Genomic DNA, 17,996 nt, shown 5'->3' with positions numbered 1-17,996 from the left:
CCGGGCGCCAGGAGTGCGTTCGCCGTGGTGATACGCGAAGACTCGGACGGGGAGATGGGCATGCTCGAAGAAGCTGTCAAGGACGGAGTGATCGCGCTGGTCAGGGCCATGGCCACCGATGCCTGGCCCGCCGCTCGCAAAGGGGTCCTGCGGCTGTTCCGAGGCAGGAACGAGGACGAGCGGAAGGTCGTCGCCAACCGTCTGGACAGGGACGCGGCCCGGGTTTCCGACAGTGATCCGGACCAGTCCGAGCGGGTACGGGGCGTCCTCGAGACCCAGTGGCAGGCGCGCCTTCAGGACCTCGTGGAACTCAATCCCGGCCTCACCGAGGAGCTCCGTGCCCTGGAGGGGGAGATCAGGCGGAGCCTGCCTTCCCGACCGGACAGCGGAACCCAGATCAACGTCGCCCGCGAGGGCGGGCAGGTCTTCGCGGCGCAGAACGGCAGTGTCACCGTGAACCAGTTGCCGCCGCAGCCTCCGGACCGGCCTCTGGCAGCCGGTCCGGAGACTGGCGCGCATGGCTGAGTGCGGCCCTGAACAGATCGTCCTCGCGGAGAGCGGCGGCTACGCCTACGGGGTGGTCGGTGCCGACATGCACGTCTTCGAACACGGTGGCCCCGTCTACCTGCTGCACGAGCATCGCGTCACGTCGATCGACGGCCGGGTTGAGGGGTCCCTGCCCCGCCCCAGCCGAATGCTCGACGCCCGCTCCAGGGTGGTCGCCTTCACCGGACGGGAGGAAGAGCTCACGGAACTGTTCGCGTGGCGTGACGCGGACGGTCCCCGGGTCTCGGCGCTCTGGCTGTACGGCCCGGGGGGTCAGGGCAAGACACGGCTGGCCGCCGAGTTCGCTGACCGGAGCCTGGCGGACGGGTGGAAGGTCGTCACCGTCTCGCACGGATCCGGAGCCGTTCCTCCCGAACACGGCAGCCAGGATCTGCGCCTGCACGGTGCACCCGGCCTGATCCTCCTCGTCGACTACGCGGACCGATGGCCTCTCAGCCACCTGAACTGGTTTCTCAACAACTCACTACTACGCGAGCCCGTTCCGACCCGGCTGCTCCTGGTGGCCCGGTCGAACACCATGTGGAGTTCGGTTCGCCACAACCTGGAACGGGCCTTCCAGGCCGAGACCAGTGCGCTCGGCCTGCGTGCACTCGAGGGTCACCGTTCGCGAAGGCTACGGATGTTCGTCGCCGCCCGCGACTCCTTCGCCCGAGAGTACGGGCTGGCCGAACCCTCCGTGGTGGAGCCGCCCCACGACCTCGACCGTCCGGAGTACGGTCTGGTCCTGGCGTTGCACATGGCCGCTTTGGTGGCGGTCGACGCCCACGTGCACGGGGCGCGGCTGCCCGAGGACACGGTGGGGCTCTCGTCGTATCTGTTGGACAGGGAGCGGGATCACTGGACCCGCCTCTACGAGAACGGCATCTCCGGGCTGGACTTCACGACGCCACCCGGCACGATGCATCGAGTGGTGTTCACCGCCGCGCTGACAGGTGCACTGCCCACACGTGCGGGAACCGCGGTCCTTCGTCGCATCGAGTTGTCTGACACGCACCGTACCCTCGCGGACCACCGCGTCTGTTACCCGTCCCTCAACGCGCGAACCGTACTGGAACCGCCCTATCCCGATCGGTTCGCCGAGGATCTCCTGGCGATCGCCCTGCCCGGCCACGCGCTGACGGACCAGCCCGCCGCCCTCTGGGCCGAGGACACCCTGGACCTGGTCACCGGGGTCGCGGACGACGAACCCCCGCCCCCGCACACGGCCAGGACAATGACCTTTCTGGTCGCCGCGGCCGCGCGTGACCGTTGGCCACACGTGGCCGAGCACGTGGAGGACCTCCTCCGGGAGGACCCCGGCCTGGCCATCGCTGGCGGAGGGGACTGCCTGGCGGGCCTCGCGGAGATCGACGTCTCCCTGGAGGTTCTGGAAGCCGTGGAGACGCGGCTCCCCGACCACCGGCGGATCGACCTGGACGTCGGCATCGCCGAACTGGGCAAACGCCTCGCGCGGGAGAGACTGAGTCGCACCGACGACTCGGGAAAGCGGGCCAGCGAACACCGCCTGCTCGGCCAGAGGCTGGCCAGGGCGGGGCGGCACGAGGAAGCGCTCGTGGTGATGGAGCGGTCGGTCGACCTGTACTGGGCCCTGGTGGCGCGCGCTCCCGGCGGCCACGCACCCGATCTGGCGGGATGTCTGACTCTCCTGGGCCGTGAACACGTGGAGCTCGGCCACTGGGACGAGGGGTTGCGCTGTAGCGAGGAGGCGGTGCGTCTCTACCGGGAGCTCCCCGAGGAGGAGCGCCAGGCCCACGCTTTCGACCTGGCACGTGCTCTGGGACAGGTCGCGGACCTGGTGGTCGTGGACCGGCGCTGGGCGGAGGCCCTGACCGCGTGGGAGGAGGCGGTGCGCCTCCTCCGTGGCCTGCCCGACCAACAACTCTCGACGACGAGCGCCGAACTCGCCCGCACACTCGCGGGCCAGGCGGGTGTCCACGAGGCCCTGGGCCGGTGGGTGGACGCGACCACGGCCCTGGACGAGGCCGCGGTGATCTACGCCGACCTGGCCGAGAGGGAGCCCGGCGTCCACGAACCCGAGCTCGCGATCGTGCTGAACAGCCGGGCGAGTGTGCTCGTCCGTCTGCGACGTGCCCGAGAGGGACTCCCGCTGTTCGAAGAGGCGGCAAGGATGACTCGGAGCCTCGAGGAGACCAACCCCGGAGCGTTCTCCGCGGATCTCGCGGCGGTCCTCTCCAACATGTCGACGGTCCTGCACAACACCGGTGAGTGTGCTCGGGCCGCCGAGGTCGCCGCCGAGACGGTCGACCGATACCGGACCCTGGCAGCCGCGCGGCCCGCCCAGTACCAGAGCGCGCTCGCTGACTCCCTGGCTCATCACGCGCGGTGCCTCGCGCACGGGCGTCGGTGGTGGGAGGCGGTTCAGGTCAAGCGGGAGGCGAGGCAGCGCTTCTGGGACGCTGGTATGGAAGGGGGGATCAGTCCGGCGAAGATGATGTCGGAGAAGGCGGCCGAACAGGTGCGCAAGGCCGACGCCCTCCGCCTCCAACGCCCGACATGGTCCTTCGACGACCACTGGGTCAACCTCCTCAACCAGGAGGAGGTCTGGCGGGACCGGTACGACAGGGCCCACCGGATCGAGGAGATGGAGCCGTCCTACTGCTCGAACGTGATCGGTTTCGTGATGTCACAGGCAGACGGGGTGGTCGAGACCCTGATGATGACCAACAGCGACGAACCGACCGACTGGCACCAGACCGACACTCCAGAGAAATGGCTGGCCCGCCGTCCCCTGCTCTGGGCCCTGGCACGCCGGGCGAGGCAAGGGTGAACTGATCGTTCGATTCGCTTCGGGAAGGCGTTGAGACTCGCTCCCGCCTTGGGCTGAGGCGAAGGCCGACCCCCGCCTCACCCGGGAGTCGCGAAGGCGCCGCCGTCCTCGGGCAGCACCTGCCCGCCGTCGACCACGATGGCCTGACCAGTGATGAACGAGGCCCCCGGACCCGCCAGGAACAGACAGGTCGCGGCGATGTCCTCCACCTCTCCCACGCGCCCCAGAGGGATCGCCGCACGCATGCGTTCGAGGTATTCGGGCCCCATGTCGTTCAGGCCTTCGGTGCGCACGTTGCCCGGAAGCACGGCGTTGACGGTGATGCCCCGTGGCGCGAGCTCCAGGGCAGCACTGCGCATGAACCCCAACTGGGCCGCCTTGGTGGCGCCGTAGTGCGTCCACCCCGCGTATCCGGTCAGCGGTCCGGTGATGGAGGAGGTGATCACCACGCGTCCCCGCTCCGAGGCCGTCAGGGCCTCGATCGCGGCCTGCACCGTGAACACCGTGCCCTTGAGATTGGTGTCGATGACCCGGCCCAGTTCGTCCTGGTCCATCGACACCAGCGGGGACGAGGGGAAGACGCCGGCGTTGGCGCAGACCACGTCCAGACCGCCGGTGCTCCGCACGGCCTGTTCGACCACGCGCGCGCAGTCCTCGGGATCGGCCACGTCCGCGACGGCCCACTCGGCCCCCGGAACGCCATGGGCGGCCTCCCGCGCCCTGGCCTCGTCACGCCCGACGATCAGTACCCGGTCCCCGGCCTCCGCGAACGCTCGGGCGATGCCGAGCCCGATCCCTCTCGTGCCGCCGGTCACCAGAACCGATCTGCCCACGGTCGCCTCCTGTCGTTGGACCGGTGACGGTCGTACCCCGTCGGAGATCGAGGAACCCCTGGGAACGCGAGAGGCCCTGATCCGCTGGATCAGGGCCTCTCGACTCTGGGGTGAGTGACGGGACTTGAACCCGCGACTTCTTGGACCACAACCAAGTGCTCTACCGGCTGAGCTACACCCACCACGTGCGCCGGGCCTCTCGGCCCTGCGTACGTATGAAATTCTAGCGGACTCCGGGGAGTGCTTCGATCAGTTTTCCGGCTGGGGGGTGTGGAGAGCCGCGTCACGTGCGATCAGACCGGTGCCGTCGGCGACGACCTCGGCGGCGATGGCGCGGGCCGTGGCGGAGTTCGGGCCGGGCTCCGGGACGAAGGCGGCCGCGCGGAAGTACCGCAGCTCACGGATGCTCTCGGTGATGTCCGCGAGCGCCCGGTGGCCGCCGTTCTTCTCCGGGCTCGCGTAGTAGACGCGCGGGTACCAGCGGCGCAGGAGCTCCTTGATGGAGGACACGTCGACCATCCGGTAGTGCAGGAAGTCGTCGATCCGGCGCATGTCCCGGGCGAGGAAGGTGCGGTCGGTGGCGATCGAGTTGCCGCACAGCGGCGCCTTGCGGGGCTCGGTCACGTACTGGCGGATGTGCTCCAGCACGCGGTCCTCCGCCTCCTGGAGCGTCACGCCCTTGTCCAGCTCGTCCAGGAGCCCCGACGTGGTGTGCATGTTCCGGACGAAGTCGCCCATCCGGTCCAGGGCCTCCTGCGGGGGTTTGATCACGACGTCGACACCCTCGTCGAGGATGTTCAGCTCACCGTCGGTGATCAGACAGGCCACCTCGATCAGCGCGTCGTTCTCGAAGTCGAGGCCGGTCATCTCGCAGTCGATCCACACCAAACTGTCATTCATACCGGTCAGCTTAGGGGTTCTGAACGCGAACGGGGGCGGTGGGCCGACGGCCCACCGCCCCCGTGACGGGTGCTCAGTCCCAGACGAACGGGTCGGACCCGCCCTGAGGCAGACCCAGGTCGAAGATGTCGTACATCCAGTCCCACACGCCCCAGAACTGGAGGTAGAGCATGAACAGCACGATCAGGGTGACCAGGATGAGGAAGAAGCAGCCGCAACCGCAGCCGCGCTTCTTCCTGGGGGGCTGGGGAGGTGGAGGCGGCGGGCCGTACGGGTTGGGCGGACCACCGTAGGGGTTGCCGCCGCGTGGACCACCGGGAGGCGGACCACCGGGAGGCGGGCCCCAGGGGGAACCACCGGGCGGCGGGCCGCCCGGTCCGGGAGGCCCGGCCATGGGGCCGCCGGGGGGCGGACCGAACTGCTGCGGCGGCGGGCCCTGCGGAGGCATAGGGGGCCGGTTGCCCATGGGCGGGTAACCGCCCGGCGGTCCGAACTGCTGGGGCGGGGGGAAGCCCTGCTGGGGGCCGCTCGGCGGCTGCGGGGGGCCCGACTGCTGAGGGCCGGTCGGCGGGCGGTGCCCGGGGAAGGCGCCGGGCTGCGGGCCGGACGGGGGCTGGGCGACGAGGCCGGGCTGCGGGCCGGACGGGGGCTGCGGCTGGCCCGGGTTCTGCGGGGTCCAACCGGCCGGCGGCGCACCGGCGTCGGCCGGGTTGGGAGCGGGAGCGGGGGTGGGGGCGTTCCTGGCGGCCTCCTCGGCTCGCTTGCGCTCCTCCTCCGCCTGCTTCTGGGCCTCCTCGGCCTGCTTCTTGGCCTCGGCCTCGCGGAGGACCCGCTCCTCCTCGCGCTTCTTGGCGGCCTCCTCCTCGGCGTGGCGGCGCTGTTCCTTGCGCTCCTCGGAGAGGTCGGCCCACCCCTCCTTGAGGTTCCCGAGGAAGCCCTTGAACTTTCCGCCCTTGGGGTCCTCGTCGGAACCGCCGGAGAACATCGGGTCGTTCGGGTCGAAGACCGCGGTGCCGCCGGGGGAACCTCCGGGCGTGAACACGGCGGTGCCGGGGGTCTCGCCGATGGTGTTCGGATCGAACACGGCGGTGCCCGGGGTTTCACCGATGGTGTTCGGGTCGAAGACCGCGGTGCCCGGCGTCTCGCCGATCGTGTTGGGGTCGAAGACCGCCGTGCGGGGCGCCGAGTCACGGGGCGCCGCGTCGGACAGGTCGGCCGTGGGGACCTCGTCGTTGGTGAGGTCCGCCGTGGGCAGTTCGTCCTCGGAGCCGGGGAGGTCGGCGGGGTTCACCCGCATCGTGGCACCGCCCATGTCGGCGGTCGCCTCGTCGTCGGCCGACCGCGACCACGAGGGGTCGATGCGCATGGTGCTGGGTTCGTCGCCTACCGGGGTGGGGGAGGGAGGCGATGCCCAGGACGGGTCGACGCGGACGGTGCTCGGGTCCTCGGGGGGTGTGGGGTCAGGGGTGCGCCGGGCCCACGAGGGGTCGATGCGCATGGTGCTCGGGTCGTCGTCGATCGGTGTCGGGGCGCTCGTCCCCAGCCGGACCGTTCCCTCGTCGTCCTCGGAGGGGGAGGGGCCCCCGTCCTGGCCCAGATCGGTGGTGGCTTCCTCGTCGGAGCTTGCCTGGAGTTCGCTCAGTGAACGGGTATGCCTCGTCCACTCGTCACCGTTCCACCATCTGAGCGTCTGCGCGTCGCCCTGTGGGTCGGCGTACCAACCCGGCTCGATAGATCCACCCATGGGCGACAGACTAAGGGGTTGCGGAGCCGTACTTGACCAGTGGTATCCGATTCTCCACGACACCACCCCCACCCCTCTGTTTGTGTGCCTATGTGGTCACGGAGGGTCGCGATCCGAGGGTGAGGGGTTCGATCAGCACGTGCTCGGGATCCACCCGTCCGGGGGCGGTCGACCGGGACCCCGGGACCTGGTCGTGGCCGAAGTGCCCGCCCTTGGCCCACACGCGGGTGCGCTCCTCCGGGGAGTGCGCCGACCACCGGCCGGGCGGCCCGGCGGGCCAGTTCCTGGCCACACCCCACGACTCCAGCCACTCCAGGATCGCTCTCAGTTCGAGGAGCGGCCCGTCGGTGAACGGCTCCCGTTCCAGGGACACCACGGCGACCACCACGCACACCCGGCCCTCGTCGCCGTGGTCCACGAACCGGTCGAACCGCTCGGTGCGGCCCAGAGGGAGGTCGCTGCGCCGGGTGGCGGCCAGGGCCTGGGCCACCGCGCCGGTGCGCGGGTTCCACACCAGGTGGGCGGCGGTGCCCTCCTTCACCAGCCGGACCGCCTCCTCACGCGCCGACCACACGTCCGGGTCCGTTCCGGTCACCGTCCAGACGGCCCGGGGAGCGCCGATCCCCCCGGCCGTGCGGGTGGTCGCGCCCTCGATCCTCTCGGCACCGGCCATCCACGCCTTCGCCATGGCACTCCCCAATCCGACCTCGGTCTCCGACCCGTCGATTCGGGCGCGGAAGGCGACGGGTCCCCGAATCCGGGCCCTTCCCGTGGTACGCGACCGGGAGTGAGAAGTCCATAGCCGACGGTGGGTGGACAGGTTCATGTCACCTTCCGTTCCGGACCCCTATTCGTCGTCGTCCGAGACGATGCGCAGGGAGAAGGCCTGGAGGAAGATGTCCCCGATCTCGGTCGGGTCCTCGGTCATGTACGCGGCGCCGCCGGTGGCCGCCGCGATCTGCTGGAGCGGCTCCAGGTTCCGCACGTCCGGTCCGAAGGCGATCGTGATGATCGGGATCGGCCGCGACGGGCTCGACATGGACTCCAGCTGGGACATCAGCTCGTCGAGTTCCATGCCCCCGGGGTTGTCGTCGTCCCCGTCAGTGAGCATGAGGATCACGTTGGTGCGGTCCGGCCGGTAGGTGCGGGACATCTCCTGGTACGCGGCCAGGTAGGTCTCGTACAGCGCGGTGTCGCCCTCGGGCAGCGGCTGCATGCCCTGGAGCGCGGCACCCAGCACGTCCCGGTGCTCGTTCCCGGAGTCGTCGGTGGCCTGGAGCTCCCGGATCGGGGCGACCTCCTGGTAGTGGAGGTTGTTGTTGACGTTGGTGGAGAACTCCCACAGACCCAGCTCGGAGCTGTCGGAGAACATCTGGAGGCCCTCGGCGGAGGCGGCCCCGGCCACCTGCATTCGGGTCAGCCCGGTCCCGGGCACCTCGGCCAGCATCGACCCCGAGACGTCGACGATGGTGAGCACGCGGGAGTCCATCTTCAGCTGGTTCCAGAAGCGGGTCAGCTCGGTGATGGAGCCCTCGGAGGGGGCGGGCAGCTCCGAGGGCTCCTCCGCTCGGAACCCGGCGCCCTCGGTCAGCACCCCGTCGTCGAGCTCACCCTCGGGGCCGCGGAACCCCTCGTCGAGGAGGCGCTCGGCCGACTCGTCGGAGCGCACCGACGCCCGGAACACCTCGGCGGCGCGGGTGATCTCGCTGTCCTCGCTGCGCACGATGTAGGGGTAGTCGAGGAAGTAGGTGCCGTCGTCGAGGTAGCTGGGCTGTGCGGCGGCGTCTGCGTGGGCCTCGTTGTAGCGCCACACGGACTGTTCGGACATGACCATCAGGGGCGGGGCCTCCGCGTTGCCTCCGCTCAGGGCGAGGAAGGCGGAGTCCTCGTCGGCGGAGGCGCCCCGGTGCAGGGCCTGGAGCGCGGCGGTCATGTGCGCGTTGAAGGTGTCGGCATCTGGACTGGCCTCCTCCAGGGCGCCGTTCAGCAGGTAGAGGGTGGCCAGGCCGCTGGAGCTGCGTGTCGGGTCGACCACGCGGACGACCCGGTCGGTCTCCTCGCCCGGGGCGGCTGTGGGGACCACGTCGGTCCAGGTGGTGCCCTCCCGGTCGTCGGCGAACTCGGCGAGTTCGGCCACCACCAGCGGACTGCGGGCCACGGAGGTGCCGGTCTCGGTGATGACGGCGTCCCCCGCCTGGCTCTGGACCATGCGCGGCCACACGGAGGAGTCGGGGATCCACACGTGGGAGTCGGTGTCGCCGGTTGTGGCGCCGGAGCCGGTGATCTGGAAGGCGACGTCGGCGGAGTCGGCCTCGGTCACGCTGGCACGCACACAGCGGTTGTCCACGGTGTGCTCCTCGGCGTTGAAGTCACCCGCGACGTCGGCCAGAGCGGGGGCCAGCTCCGGGCTGACCGCCACGTTCAGCTCGATGTCGGAGCCGCCGCAGCCGTCGCCCTGTCCGAACATGTACACGCCCGCCACGGCGAGTCCGACCACTATCACCATCGCGGCGGCGAGCGCGGCGACGGCCCCGCCGCGCCCTCGGCGGCGTCTGCTCCGGTCGGAGGGTCCTTCTGCGTACTTTCCGCGGTGACGTCCCACAGCTTTCCTCACGAGGTGGTGTACGGACGGGGGTGCCGTACAGGGGATGGGAGTGTCGGGCGCCCGGTGTTCGCGTTACGGGCGAACCCGTGGGTACCGGCCGAGTTCCTGTGTTGTGCGACCTTCTGTGTGTTACCGGGGGGAACGTTACTCAACGCCCCGGACCACGCGAACGGGGCCCGGGGCGGGTGGGTCAGTTGTCGCAGTTGGGGACGCACAGACGCCGGGAGATCGAGCTCAGGAAGATGTCACCGATCTCGTCCGGGTCCTCGGTCACGAAGGACGACCCGCTGGTCGCCCGTGCGATCTGCGCCAGCTCCGGGCCGTCCGCCTGCTCCCCGAAGGCGATGATGAACATCGTGACCGGACGCCGGGGGTCGAAGCGGTCCTGGAGGGCGGCGACCAGCTCCTGGTGGGAGAGGTCGCTCGTGCCCTCGTCCTGCCCGGCCGTCAGCAGGATGACGCTGTTGATCTTGTCCTCGTGGTAGTTGTCCTGCACCTCGTCGTAGGCGGCCAGGATGTTGTCGTACAGGCGCGATCCGCCGCCCTCGACCTCCAGTTCCTCCGCCACCCGCACCAGTTCCTGGCGGCGGGTGACGTCGCCGTCGTCCCCCGCGCCCAGCGGGTGCATGTTCGCCGCCCGGTCGCGTCCCTCGTCGCCGAACTCCTCCGACATCAGCCAGAGGCCCATGTCCGTCTCGTCGGGGAACAGGCTCAGGCCCATCAGCGCCGCCTGCTGGGCGACCTCGACCCGGCGCGGCCCGCCGTTCAGGTTCTCCGCCATGTTCTGGGAGGCGTCGGCCAGCACGAGCGTGCGGGACGGCATGGAGAGCCGGTTCCAGTCGGTGACGGAGGCCAGCAGGGCGTCGCCGGTCAGGTCGTCACCGACGGGCGGCTGCTCGGCGATGATCCCGGGGCGCTCGGCCAGGTCCGGGGCGGCCTCCCCGTCGGGGTCGCGGAAGCCCAGTTCACGCAGGCTCCGCCGGTACTCCGTGCCCCGGACGACCTCGTACAGGTCCGCCGAGGCGGCCTGGAGCTCCGGGTCCTCGGTGGTGGTCACGTACGGGTAGTCGAGGTTGACCGTGCCCTCGCTGACGTAGTGCGCCTGGAGCGCGGGCGCGGAGTCGGCGCGGCGGTCGTTGTAGGCCACGACGGCCTGCTCGGGAACGGCGATCACCGGGTCCACCCGGTCGTTGGAGGCGGCGGAGCCGGTGAAGACGTTGGTCAGGTCGATCTCCCCGAACGCGCTGTCCAGCTGGACGTCGCGCACGAAGTCGGTCATGGCGGTGTCGGCGGCGTCCCCGGAGCCCAGGTGCTCGCGGATCGCGCGCATCACGGTCATGCCGTCGGCTCCCCGGTTGGGGTCGACCATCACCACGGGACGGTCCGGGTCGCGTTCGTCGGGCATCAGCATGGTCCAGCTCGCGTCGTCCTGGTCCGGCATGCCCTCGGTGTCCGGGGGAGCGGCGAGCACGACCGGTGAACTGGCCAGCGAGGGCGGGTCGGTCTCGATCCCGTGTGCCCCTCCGTCGGAGACCCGCGCGAGCTCGACCCAGGCGGAGGACTCGGGCACCCACACGTGGGGGGCGATGGTGGAGTCACCGGGCTGGCCGCCGGTCAGGGCCGCCATGATCCGGTGCGGCGCGATCTCGTCGACCTGCGCGAACACGCACGCGCCGCCGTAGCTCGGCCGGTCCGCGTTGAACTCCGTCGCCGCGGCGCGCATCACCGGGGCGACGCTCTGGGTGGTCGAGACGCGCAGGTAGTGGGTCTCGCCGCAGCCCAGGGCGTTCAGGGTGACCGGAACGGTGATCGCCGCGACGGCGATGAGGGCGACGACGATCGCGGTGATCCCCAACGGCGACCGCACCACCCTGCGGGTGTTCGCTGCGGTCGGTGAAGGATGGCGGTGGCGTCCACTGGACACGGGATCTCCGGGGGTGTGGCTGGCTCCGGTCCCGGGGCGGGAGACTCCCGGGGGCCGGTCTTCAGGGGGCGGTCGCGGGGTTCGGCGCCGGTGCCCGCGGTGGGATCTCTGAGAACCATCGCGGGGCGGAGGGCGTCACACACTGTGGATGTGATCGACCGACCGGTGGCACACGAACGATTCCTCACCAGGACCTTACTCGTTGGTAATGCGGGAGCGGAAGGGGAGGGGTGGTCCGGCTCACAGTGCCCCGGGAACCGGCCCCGCCACCGCGTGGGGTGATCGCTTTGTTACGGTGCCGGGCGGGTAGCACTCCTCGCTCCCGGCTACCATTGCCCGGTATTCGCTTGACCGATACTTGGCGTCCGCTTGGCGGTGCGCCCCGGGAACGGGGCCTCGCGCGTGGCGGTCGTCCCCCGTGACCAACCAAACCCTGAGGGTTATGGCATGTCCCATTCGCACAGTGACCGTAGGAGCCGAGGCAGTCTCGGCACCGTGCTGCTCGCCGGAGCCTGCTGCGCCGGTGCGGTGGCCTACGCCGTGTTGGTCGCCCCCTCGATGCTGCCGCCGCAGGACGTGGAGACCACCAACGTCACGACCCCGGAGGTGCTCGGGAGCGTCATCGAACCCGAGGAGGACACCGCCGACCTGGAGGGTCCCGTCGGCCACCTGCGGATCAACGTCAGCGACCGGGGACTGGCCTGGGTGCAGACCCTGAACTGCACCGGCGACCTGACCACCGACCCCGAGCCCTGCGCCGTGATGGCCGAGGCCGCCGCGGAACTCGCCGGGGACCCGACGGGCACCGAGTCGGAGTCGGAGTCCGGAACCGACGAGGAGGAGACCGACCGGGAGGTCTCCGGCGACCAGCTGTTCACCGAGGTCCGGTCGGGCACCGTCTGCACCGACAAGGTGTACGGGCCCCAGGAGGCCGCGATCGAGGGCACCTGGGAGGGCGAGGAGATCGACACCACACTCTCCCGCAAGGGCTCCTGCGAGGAGGCCCGTTGGCAGCGCCTGCGTGCCGTCACGGAGCAGATCGGCTGAGCCACCCGGTCCCGCACGGGATAATCGCTGACCATGGATGTCATCAGGGTCAGTGACCCCGCCGACCCGCGTCTGGCCGACTACACCCGGCTGCGCGACGTCAACCTGCGCCGCCACCTGGAGACCGAGCACGGCCTGTTCATGGCCGAGGGCGACAAGGTGATCCGCCGGGCCGCCACCGCCGGTTTCGCCCCCCGCAGCTTCCTGCTCACCGAACGGCGGGCCCGCGCCCTCGACGACGTGGTCTCCGCCTCCGGCGCCCCGCTGTACGTGGTGAGCGAGGAGACCGCCGAACGGGTGGTCGGCTTCGACCTCCACCGGGGCGCGCTCGCCGCCTACCACCGCAGGCCGCTGCCCGCGCTCGACGAGGTCCTGTCCGGGGCCCGCAGCATCGTGGTGCTGGAGGACCTCGTGGACCACACCAACGTGGGCGCGATCTTCCGCAGCGCGGCCGGTCTGGGTGTGGACGCCGTGGTGCTGGCGCCTCGCTGCGCCGATCCCCTCTACCGCAGGTCCGTCAAGGTGTCGATGGGTGCCGTCTTCACTCTTCCCTACACCCGCCTCGACGACTGGTACGGCGGTCTGGACACCCTGCGCGAGGCCGGTTTCGACCTGATGGCCCTCACTCCCGGAGAGGGCTCGCTGCCCCTGCGCGAGGCCATGGACGCCCTCCCGTCCGACGCCAGGGTGGGACTGTTGCTCGGCACCGAGGGTGACGGCCTGTCCTCGCGATGGCTGGAGCGCGCCACCTCCCGCGTCCACATTCCGATGGCCGACCGCGACGTCGACTCCCTCAACGTCACCGCCGCCGCTGCCGTCGCCTGCTACGAGCTCTCGCGCTTCGGCGCCGTGGCCGCGCGGGACCACCGGGTCTGACCGCCTGGCGGACCGCGCACCCGCCCTCGGCCCACCGGCCGGGTGAGCCCCTAGGGTGTCGGGTGACACGGACCGAGCAGAAGGAGAGCGGGCGACATGGGCGGTCGAGCACTGGTGCAGTGGGAGCAGAACAGGGACAACGCGCCCCGATCGCTTCACGTCGACCTCTACACCGGGGGTCCTGCCCCCGAAGGGGGACTGGAGGACGTCACCTTCTACCAGGTGCCCTACGCGCCCTCCACCCAGGGCGTGGACGAACGGTTGGACATGATCGCGCGGATGCCCGAGCTCAGGGTGGTGCAGCTGGTCTCGGCCGGGTACGAGCAGGTCCTCGACCTTCTCCCGGACCACGTGACCCTGTGCAACGGCCGGGGGCTGCACGACGCCAGCACCGCCGAGCACACGCTCGCGCTCATCCTCGCCTCCCAGCGCGACCTGCCCCGGTGGGCGATCGACCAGCGCGAACACCGCTGGGGTTCGGTCCCGCAGCGGTCGTTGGCCGACTCCCGGGTGGTCATCGTCGGCTACGGCAGCATCGGGCAGGCGATCGAGCGGCGCCTGCTGCCCTTCGAGACCGAGGTGGTGCGGGTGGCCAGCCGGGCCCGCCCGGAGGAGGGCGTGCACGGGGTGGACGAACTGCCCGGCCTGCTGCCGGAGGCGGACGTGGTCGTCCTGGTCACCCCGCTCACCGAGCGGACGAGGGGCCTGTTCGGCGCGGAGGAGTTCGCGCTGCTGCGTGACGACGCGCTGGTGGTCAACGTGGGTCGGGGCGCCGTGATGGACACGGAGGCCCTGCTCGCCCAGAACGGCCGGGTCCGGGCGGCCCTGGACGTCACCGACCCCGAACCGCTTCCCGTGGCGCACCCGCTGTGGGACGCCCCCGGTGTGTACCTGACGCCGCACGTGGCGGGCGGTTCCGCCGCCTTCTACCCGCGCGCCCGCGCCTTCATGGACGGGCAGCTCGCCCGCTGGTCCGCCGGGGAACCCCTGGAGAACGTGGTGCGCCCCGGACGCTAGGCCCTGGCCCCCGGCCGCCCGCGCGGGTGTTGGTGGGGCGGGCGGCCACCGTTCGACCCCCTCCCGGAGGTGGCCCTGGTTTGGGAGGGGCGTCGTGGAGACACGGGCCCCCCTGCCACGGCGCCTTCGGTGACCGGGGCGGCCTACGGACCAGCTCCGGAAGCCGGGCCCTACCGGGTGGTGAGGCGCCGTGGAGGTCAGTACGGCCTCGCCCGGGGGTCGGGTCTCGGAGTCCGGGCACCTGCGGGTGGGGTGGGGACGGCCGTGGCCCAGAGAGGAGGCGGGGTCCCGTTCTCCTTGCTTTTCGCGTGTGGCGGGGGAGAGCCGGTTCATCGGCCTCGCCCGGGGGCACGGCCGCCCGGCGCCTCGGCGGGTGACGGTGACGGCCTCTCCGGCCCCCCTCGCGGAACGGGTGTGGGGCGCCCGATCTCCCCGCCCGTGCGGCGGCGCCCGATTGTCGGTCTCCCGGGGGAGACTGGTCCCATGCGGATCGCGGTGGTCGCCGACGGCGAGGGCGGTGGATAGCTGCGGGAGCTCGGGGAGGGCGGCGCGGCCCCTTCCGCACGCCGGGTGGGCGACCTCGCGGGCGCCGTGCGCGCGATCGAGGAGGACCACGGGAGCGCCGGGACGGAGGAGCCCGCCACGGAGGGCGGAGGAGGAAACACCGGGGCCGTGCCGGTCCGGTGGGTCTGGGCGGACACCGGCGACCTCTACCCCGACCTGGTCCGCGCCGGGGTGCGCGTGGCCCGCTGCCACGACGTCGGGCTGACGGAGGCCCTGCTGCTCGGCCACGAGGCCCGGCACTCCGAACCCCACTCCCTGGGCGCGGCCTGGGCACGCCTGCGCGACCTCCCGGTCCCCGACGACCCGGTGCGGCCGCTGGGGGAGGGGACCGCCGCGCAACCCGCGCTGTTCGAGGCCGACCGCTCCACCCTCCCGCCCGGCACGGACCGGCTCGCCGCCCTGGTCGAGGTCCATGACGACCAGCGAAGACGTGTCGCCGCGCTCCCCGAACCGGGGCGGATGGCGCTGCTGGTCGCCGTGGAGTCCGCGGGCGCCCTCGCCGCCGTGGAGATGAGCCACGACGGTCTCCCCTGGCGCCCGGACGTCCACGACCGGGTGCTCACCGAGATCCTCGGGCCGCGACCACGTGCCGGGGAGCGCCCGGCGGTCCTCGCCGACCTCGTGACGCGGATCGGGGAGGTCGTCGGCCACGAGGTCAACCCGGACTCGCCCGCCCAGGTCCTCAGGGCGATGGCGTGGGTCGGTCACCCCGTCGAGTCCACCCGGTCCTGGGTCCTGGAGGGCGTGGACCACCCGCTCGTCCCGCTGCTGCTGCGCTACAAGGAGCTCGCCCGCCTCCACTCCGCCAACGGATGGTCCTGGCTGGAGACCTGGGTGCGCGAACTTCCCCGCGAGGACGCGGACGGCCCCCGGCTGGGCCGCTTCCGACCCGACTACGTGGTGGGCGGGGTGGTCTCCGGGCGGTGGGCCACCCGGGGCGGCGGAGCCCTCCAGATCCCCAAGTCGGTGCGCCGGGCCGTCCGGGCCGACCCGGGGTGGGTCCTGGTCCGCGCCGACGCGGGACAGCTCGAACCCCGGGTGCTGGCCGCCGTCTCCGGGGACGCCGCCCTCGCGGCCGCGGCGGCCGAGGACGACCTGTACGCCCGGCTCGCGGTGCACGTGGGTGACGACCGCGAACGCGCGAAGATCGGCCTGCTCGCCGCCATGTACGGACAGACCTCGGGCGACGCCGCGCCGCTGCTGGCGACCATGCGCCGCCTCTACCCCCTCGCCCTGGAGTACGTGGACGCCGCCGCCCGCACGGGGGAGGGCGGCGGGATCGTCCGCTCCTGGCTGGGCCGCACCTCACCGGCCCCGCACGACTGGTCGGCCACGGTCGCCGCCGCGGACGGTGACCGACGGCGCCGCGCCCACGGCCGGTTCACCCGCAACTTCGTCGTCCAGGCCACGGCCGCCGAGTGGGCGCTGGTCCTGCTCGCCGCGCTCCGCCAGGAACTCCCCGCGACCCCCGAAGGCGGCGGCATCGTCTTCTTCGTCCACGACGAGGTCGTCCTGCACGTTCCCGAGGAACGCGCCGAGGAGGCCCTGCGCGCGATCGACCGCGCCCGGGAACGGACCCGCCGGATCCTCTTCGGGGACACCCCGGTCCGCTTCCCCCTCGCCGTGTCGGTTACGGACTGTTACGCCGACCTGTGACGCAACGCCGAAAGACGGGAAATCCTCAGGGAACGGACAAGCGGCTGATAGGTGGACGTCCGGTATCGGACGGCGTGGGCGTCTTGCAAACACGACCGGGTGCACCCATTCTTGGACCCGGACCATGTCATCTCAGGCCGTGCGCCGCAGCGGATCCCCCCGCCCGCCGCGGTCCCAGAAAGGGTGATGGAACCCCGTGCGGAACCGTCTCAGAACATGTGCGGGAACCACGGCCGCCTTCGCGGTCGCCTTCACGGCCTTCGGGGCCAGCCCCGCGTTGGCCGACCCCGTCGTCCAGGACCGTCCTCCCCTCTCCGAACAACTCCCCCACGAGGCCGCCACCCCCAGCGGCTCCGCGCCCCGAGCGGCCGATTCCCCGACCGAAACCCCCGACGTCGCGGACGTCGCCGAACTCAGGCGCGACACCTACGTCGCGCCCTTCCGCGAGGCGCGATCCGTCGAGTACTTCGCGGTGTCCCCCGAGCGGCTTCCCCGCGAGGTCGTCGACGCGGTCCGCGAGATCGACGGCGTGGACGACGTCCTCACCGTCGACGCCGCCCGGGTGGAGGTCGACGGCCAGCCCACCTCCCTGCTGGGCGTCAACCCCTCCAGCTTCCGCAACCACGCCCCCCGGCCCTCCGCCGAGTCCGACGAGATCTGGCAGGGGATCGCGGAGGGCCACGTCGCGCTGTCCAAGGACGTCGGCACCGAACGCGAACTGGACGTGGGCGGCGAGATCACCCTCGCCGGCGGCAACGGCGAGGTCCCCCTGGAGGTGTGGACGCACGCCACGTCCGGTATCGCCGGGATCGACGCGCTCGTCTCCCGGGAGCTCGCCCGCGAGCTGGGCATGCCCGAGGGCAACGCCCTGGTCGTCTCCGCCCCCGACGCCGACCTGTGGGACCTGCACGAGGAACTGGAGGAGATCCTCGGTGAGGACGCCTCCCTCCAGCTGGTGGCCGACGCCCCCGAGCCCCGGGTCGAGGGTGACGCCGTCCCCTCCTCGGTGATCGAACGGATCATCGCCAACGCCGAGACCCAGTTGGGCGTGCCTTACGTGTGGGGCGGGACCACCCCCGACGTCGGCTTCGACTGCTCCGGCCTGCTCCAGTGGGCGTTCCAGGAGGAGGGCGTGTCCATCCCGCGCGTCACCCACGACCAGTGGAACGCGGGCGAGCGCGTCGAGTGGGACGACCTCGAACGCGGTGACCTGCTGTTCTGGCGTTCGGACCCGACCGCGCCCGACTACATCTCGCACGTGGCCATCTACCTCGGCGACGGCCAGATGCTGGAGGCGCCGCGCACCGGACTGGACGTGCGGGTCACCCCCGTGCGGACCGCCAACTACGCGGGCGCGGTGCGCGTCAACACCTGACCCGACCGGCCTCCGGAAACGGGAAGGGGCCGTGGGGGGGGCCGGGGCGGGGGGGCCCCGCCCCCCACCAGCAAAAGAAAGCAACAAAACACGGCCGGGG

The 17,996-nt window shown here is 71.6% G+C and carries 13 protein-coding genes and 1 tRNA gene; 7 read left to right on the top strand and 7 right to left on the bottom strand.

Annotated features, from left to right (window positions below):
* Positions 1 to 60: 60 nt before the first annotated feature.
* Both ACFW3L_RS06905 and ACFW3L_RS06900 read left to right on the top strand, forming a co-directional pair.
* Complete coding sequence (locus ACFW3L_RS06905; protein WP_378737248.1) at positions 61 to 525, top strand: hypothetical protein; 465 nt, start codon at positions 61 to 63, stop codon at positions 523 to 525.
* Entirely contained in the window at positions 518 to 3,355 is a 2,838-nt protein-coding gene (locus tag ACFW3L_RS06900) for a hypothetical protein (RefSeq protein WP_378737246.1), read from the top strand. Before ACFW3L_RS06905 ends, ACFW3L_RS06900 begins: the two co-directional genes overlap by 8 nt.
* Positions 3,356 to 3,432: 77 nt before the next feature.
* Here ACFW3L_RS06900 and fabG read toward each other — a convergent pair whose 3' ends face one another.
* The 7 genes from fabG to ACFW3L_RS06865 form a co-directional block, all read right to left on the bottom strand.
* Entirely contained in the window at positions 3,433 to 4,188 is a 756-nt protein-coding gene (fabG, locus tag ACFW3L_RS06895) for a 3-oxoacyl-ACP reductase FabG (protein WP_378737244.1), read from the bottom strand.
* A gap of 106 nt (positions 4,189 to 4,294) precedes the next feature.
* Positions 4,295 to 4,370, bottom strand: a tRNA-His gene (locus ACFW3L_RS06890).
* Positions 4,371 to 4,437: 67 nt separating this feature from the next.
* Positions 4,438 to 5,088: an oligoribonuclease gene (orn, locus tag ACFW3L_RS06885; protein ID WP_378737242.1), complete on the bottom strand. Its 651-nt coding sequence runs from the start codon at positions 5,086 to 5,088 to the stop codon at positions 4,438 to 4,440.
* Positions 5,089 to 5,161: 73 nt separating this feature from the next.
* Positions 5,162 to 6,832: a hypothetical protein gene (locus ACFW3L_RS06880; RefSeq protein WP_378737240.1), complete on the bottom strand. Its 1,671-nt coding sequence runs from the start codon at positions 6,830 to 6,832 to the stop codon at positions 5,162 to 5,164.
* 88 nt (positions 6,833 to 6,920) lie between these two features.
* Entirely contained in the window at positions 6,921 to 7,520 is a 600-nt protein-coding gene (locus ACFW3L_RS06875; protein ID WP_378737238.1) for a hypothetical protein, read from the bottom strand.
* A 159-nt stretch (positions 7,521 to 7,679) separates the two neighbouring features.
* Positions 7,680 to 9,434: a substrate-binding and VWA domain-containing protein gene (locus ACFW3L_RS06870; RefSeq protein ID WP_378737236.1), complete on the bottom strand. Its 1,755-nt coding sequence runs from the start codon at positions 9,432 to 9,434 to the stop codon at positions 7,680 to 7,682.
* A 193-nt stretch (positions 9,435 to 9,627) separates the two neighbouring features.
* Positions 9,628 to 11,361, bottom strand: coding sequence for a substrate-binding domain-containing protein (locus ACFW3L_RS06865; protein WP_378737234.1), 1,734 nt, complete (start codon positions 11,359 to 11,361; stop codon positions 9,628 to 9,630).
* Between the two features lie 447 nt (positions 11,362 to 11,808).
* Between ACFW3L_RS06865 and ACFW3L_RS06860 the strand changes: the two genes are divergently transcribed.
* From ACFW3L_RS06860 to ACFW3L_RS06840, 5 genes are all read left to right on the top strand, one after another.
* The gene (locus tag ACFW3L_RS06860; RefSeq protein ID WP_378737232.1) at positions 11,809 to 12,408 is read left to right on the top strand and encodes a hypothetical protein; all 600 of its coding nucleotides are present in this window, start codon (positions 11,809 to 11,811) and stop codon (positions 12,406 to 12,408) included.
* 33 nt (positions 12,409 to 12,441) lie between these two features.
* Positions 12,442 to 13,284 (top strand): TrmH family RNA methyltransferase, encoded by an 843-nt coding sequence (locus ACFW3L_RS06855; RefSeq protein WP_378737230.1) that lies wholly within the window; start codon positions 12,442 to 12,444, stop codon positions 13,282 to 13,284.
* A 96-nt stretch (positions 13,285 to 13,380) separates the two neighbouring features.
* Positions 13,381 to 14,301, top strand: a complete 921-nt coding sequence (locus ACFW3L_RS06850) for a 2-hydroxyacid dehydrogenase (protein ID WP_378737228.1) — start codon at positions 13,381 to 13,383, stop codon at positions 14,299 to 14,301.
* A gap of 525 nt (positions 14,302 to 14,826) precedes the next feature.
* On the top strand, positions 14,827 to 16,521 hold the full coding sequence (locus ACFW3L_RS06845) for a bifunctional 3'-5' exonuclease/DNA polymerase (RefSeq protein ID WP_378737615.1): 1,695 nt from the start codon (positions 14,827 to 14,829) through the stop codon (positions 16,519 to 16,521).
* A gap of 196 nt (positions 16,522 to 16,717) precedes the next feature.
* Positions 16,718 to 17,896, top strand: coding sequence for a C40 family peptidase (locus ACFW3L_RS06840; protein WP_378737226.1), 1,179 nt, complete (start codon positions 16,718 to 16,720; stop codon positions 17,894 to 17,896).
* The last annotated feature ends 100 nt before the right edge of the window (positions 17,897 to 17,996 follow it).

The organism is Nocardiopsis sp. NPDC058789 (assembly GCF_042745575.1).
GTDB classification, from domain to species: Bacteria; Actinomycetota; Actinomycetes; order Streptosporangiales; family Streptosporangiaceae; genus Nocardiopsis; species Nocardiopsis eucommiae.
The sequence above is the reverse complement of the archived record's forward strand: the minus strand, read 5'-3'. Positions and strand labels throughout refer to the sequence as shown.

Coding starts and splice junctions, on each gene's coding strand:
- ACFW3L_RS06905 (WP_378737248.1), top strand. CDS start 61: ATGCTCGAAGAAGCTGTCAAGGACGGAGTGATCGCGCTGGTCAGGGCC.
- ACFW3L_RS06900 (WP_378737246.1), top strand. CDS start 518: ATGGCTGAGTGCGGCCCTGAACAGATCGTCCTCGCGGAGAGCGGCGGC.
- orn (WP_378737242.1), bottom strand. CDS start 5,088: ATGAATGACAGTTTGGTGTGGATCGACTGCGAGATGACCGGCCTCGAC.
- ACFW3L_RS06880 (WP_378737240.1), bottom strand. CDS start 6,832: ATGGGTGGATCTATCGAGCCGGGTTGGTACGCCGACCCACAGGGCGAC.
- ACFW3L_RS06875 (WP_378737238.1), bottom strand. CDS start 7,520: ATGGCGAAGGCGTGGATGGCCGGTGCCGAGAGGATCGAGGGCGCGACC.
- ACFW3L_RS06860 (WP_378737232.1), top strand. CDS start 11,809: ATGTCCCATTCGCACAGTGACCGTAGGAGCCGAGGCAGTCTCGGCACC.
- ACFW3L_RS06855 (WP_378737230.1), top strand. CDS start 12,442: ATGGATGTCATCAGGGTCAGTGACCCCGCCGACCCGCGTCTGGCCGAC.
- ACFW3L_RS06850 (WP_378737228.1), top strand. CDS start 13,381: ATGGGCGGTCGAGCACTGGTGCAGTGGGAGCAGAACAGGGACAACGCG.